This is a genomic window from Shinella sumterensis, from assembly GCF_004514425.2.
GTDB classification, from domain to species: Bacteria; Pseudomonadota; Alphaproteobacteria; order Rhizobiales; family Rhizobiaceae; genus Shinella; species Shinella sumterensis.
Genome location: NZ_MYFN02000044.1, coordinates 1 through 1,471, shown reverse-complemented (window position 1 = coordinate 1,471; position 1,471 = coordinate 1). Strand labels below are relative to the sequence as shown.

Sequence of the window (1,471 nt, the reverse complement as noted above, 5' to 3'; positions counted from 1 at the left end):
GCTTCACGCCGGTCGCCAGTCCCCAGTCGAACGGAATGTCAGAGGCATTCGTCAAAACCCTGAAACGGGATTACGTGCGCATATCAGCTCTGCCAGACGCCGAAACGGCGCTCCGGCTCATCGACGGATGGATCGAAGACTACAACGAAATCCATCCCCATTCCGCACTCAAGATGGCTTCCCCTCGGCAGTTCATCAGGGCTAAATCAAACTAGCCGATCTGTCCGGTGAAATGGGGAGCACTCCACGTGATCAGTTACGATGATCTGCATTTGTGAGGACTGACCAACACAATAATCAAGGAGGAGGCGATAGAGTCTGGCGACTGCGGCTTGATCCTCATCTTCACCCCCTGAGATCTCGCCAACATCTCGATCTGGCGGATAGTGCGCTTGTGAAGGTTGGTCCAGCATCAGAAACGCAGGCACCGGGCGGCGGCGAGCGCGGAAGAGCTTGTGGAGTGCGAGATGCGCAGCCACATGATAACCGACCCAGTTTTCACCGCTTCCGATCTGTGGCAACGACAATGGGCCATCAACCGTATCCGCGACAACGGTCAGGTTCTTTCGATCAAGTCGTAAGCTATTTTCGCCGTGTTCGAGCTGCAGCCGTCCTGCATAATCTGTGATATCGCGGCCTACGAGACTTAGTGCTGTTGTGAGCCTTTCTTCCATCGCCTCTTGATCGAGCGCACGCTCCAACTCGGTGACTTCGGCTCGTACGCGCGCGATCTGAAGCCATAGGCCATCATCATTGGATACCGCCTTCGCGTTTTCCAAATAGTATCCTATTCGTCCAGCGACCCTCGCTTGCTCGGTAAATTGATCTTGCTCAACACGGAGACGCTCATTGTCGGCAATACGAGTCGTGATGTCGCGCTGAACCAAACCCAAATCAGCCTCGAGAGTGGTTCGCTTTGCCTCAAGCTCGGCAATCTGGCCTTGCAACCGAGGATTATCGCGACGGACGGCACTTAGCTGCCGATCTAAACCTGCTAACGACCGCCGTATTTCATTCACCGAGGGAACTGGCACGGGAAGGTGACTATCACAGAGCGGGCAAACCTCGTGGCCGCGCTCGCCGACATCTACGAGCCCTATCGATGCCAGTCGTGCCTGCTGTTCACGCGCTTCGGCCTCAAAATCAGTTGCCTCGCGGGTTAGGCGCTGGAGGTCTTTGATTTCGTCTCGAATCATCGCCCACGCTGTCTGGCTGTATTTTCGGTTCCCTTTGAGCCTGCGGCTGGTCGAGGAAATGCTGTTGGAGCGCGGCATTGTTGTATCTTATGAAACGATCCGGCGATGGGGCCGCAAATTCGGCCCGGCTTACCAAAGCAGTTACGCAGAAAGAAGCCGTCGCGAAGGCACATCTGGCATCTGGACGAGGTTGTGATTTCCATCGGCGGCCGAAAGCACTGGCTGTGGCGCGCTGTCGATCAAGACGGTTATGTTCTCGACGAGGTCGTCCAGAC

2 protein-coding genes and 1 pseudogene are annotated in these 1,471 nt (G+C 55.9%); 2 read left to right on the top strand and 1 reads right to left on the bottom strand.

All coding sequences use genetic code 11. The features are described 5' to 3' along the window. The coding region (locus B5M41_RS26720) for an integrase core domain-containing protein (protein ID WP_230640030.1) at positions 1-215 on the top strand (215 nt) is incomplete at its 5' end. Here the strand turns inward: B5M41_RS26720 and B5M41_RS26715 are convergent. Continuing rightward, entirely contained in the window at positions 207-1,274 is a 1,068-nt protein-coding gene (locus B5M41_RS26715) for a DUF3732 domain-containing protein (protein ID WP_230640388.1), read from the bottom strand. The genes B5M41_RS26720 and B5M41_RS26715 overlap by 9 nt on opposite strands. Here B5M41_RS26715 and B5M41_RS26710 point away from each other — a divergent pair. Further along, positions 1,177-1,471, top strand: a pseudogene (locus tag B5M41_RS26710) (IS6 family transposase); the annotation flags it as partial. The gene B5M41_RS26715 and the pseudogene B5M41_RS26710 overlap by 98 nt on opposite strands.